General features: G+C 64.3%; 3 protein-coding genes. All 3 read left to right on the forward strand.

The annotated features are described in order from the left end of the window. On the forward strand, positions 1 to 736 hold a 736-nt coding region (gene traF / locus HA45_RS23275; protein ID WP_128599093.1), incomplete at its 5' end, for a type-F conjugative transfer system pilin assembly protein TraF. Between the two features lie 10 nt (positions 737 to 746). After that, complete coding sequence (locus tag HA45_RS23280; protein ID WP_100701696.1) at positions 747 to 1,184, forward strand: hypothetical protein; 438 nt, start codon at positions 747 to 749, stop codon at positions 1,182 to 1,184. 5 nt (positions 1,185 to 1,189) lie between these two features. Beyond that, on the forward strand, positions 1,190 to 1,402 hold the full coding sequence (locus HA45_RS23285; RefSeq protein ID WP_100701697.1) for a hypothetical protein: 213 nt from the start codon (positions 1,190 to 1,192) through the stop codon (positions 1,400 to 1,402). The last annotated feature ends 90 nt before the right edge of the window (positions 1,403 to 1,492 follow it).

Below are 1,492 nucleotides of genomic sequence, written 5' to 3' on the forward strand. Positions count from 1 at the left end.
CGCGCCGCCCGCCGACGCGTGGTTGACGCCGGCCGATCCGTTCACCGGCTGGCACTGGTACAACGAACCGAAGAAAAAGCCGGACCCGCCCGCGCCGAAGCCACAGCCCGCGCCGCGGGTGCCGGACTTCAGCCGGCTGTCGCCCTCGGAGCAGGCTGACGTGCTGAAAGGCTACACGAAGGAGGCGCTGAACAACGCCATCCTGCACCCGTCAGCGGAGAACACGGCCACCTTCCTGCGCTGGCAGAAGTTCTGGACCGACCGGGCCTCGATGTTCAGCCAGTCGTTCGCGGTGGCGCAGCTTGACCACCCGGACCTCGACTACAACCTCGAGCACCCGCACTACAACAGCACCGCGCCGCTGCAGCAGGCCCGTGACCAGGAGGAGCAGACGCAGGCCATCAGCGAACTCGCCGGACAGTACGGTCTGTTCTACTTCTACCGGGGCGGGGACCCCATAGACGCGCAGATGGCGGGGGTGGTGGCGGACTTTGCCCGCCTGCGCCACGTCTCGCTGATACCGGTGAGCGTGGACGGCACGGTGTCGCCGCAGGTGCCCGAAAGCCGTCAGGACGGCGGGCAGAGCGCGCGCATGGGCATCACCCACTTCCCCGCGCTGTTCCTGGTTGACCCGAAGTCAAAAAGCTTCCGCCCGCTCGCCTACGGCTTTATGACGCAGGACGATCTGGCAAAGCGCTTTCTCAACGTGGCCACCGGCTTTAAACCTAACTTCTGAGGACTGAGTGATGCTGACGTTTTCACCCGTCTGGCACGGGCGGCTGCGCGCTGCCCGGGGGCTGCCGAACCTGCTGCTGCAGACGCTGGTTATCCACCCGGCGCTGCTGTTCTTTCTGCTGTTTTTACTGATGTCACACAATGCGGGCAGCGCCGGCAGAATGCTTCTTAACGCCGCTGAAAATCTGGTGCGTAACGCGCCGCCGGGGCAGGTGTGGGACTGCGCTTCGCAGACCCCGCCTGCGACTACACTTCCTCAGGGGGCGCCTGCGCCGGAAGATTTACAGACGGACACGATGCCTGCACCCTGCATTAAGTCACCGCTTAGTGCAGAGGCGTGGGCGGCGCGGACTGACGGCACGCTGCTGTCACTGTATGAGTGTGGCGTGCTGCTTTCTCTCACCGTAAGCCTGGCGACGTGGGCGCTACGTCGCCGTGCACAAGGATAAACGTAATGAACAGACTCCCCCTTATTGTCACGCTGTTTATGGCGGGCATCATCCTCAACTGCCTGCGCCAGCTGCTGGCGTATTCCGTGAGCCTGACCTATGACGTGCTAATCGTCGTGTCGGTGGCGTGTTTTGCCCTGATGGCGCTGGGTATTTTCACGGAAGTCATGGCGTACCGCCGCGCGCGCCGCGGACCCGGAGGTCATCATGAGGCTTAAGGTTCTGCTGGCGGCTGCGGTGCTGCTGCCGGTGCTGGCACAGGCCTCCGTGGCCGATGACATCGCGGCGCTGGAGCAGGCAAAGGGGCT

Source organism: Pantoea rodasii (assembly GCF_002095465.1).
Classification (GTDB): Bacteria; Pseudomonadota; Gammaproteobacteria; order Enterobacterales; family Enterobacteriaceae; genus Pantoea; species Pantoea rodasii.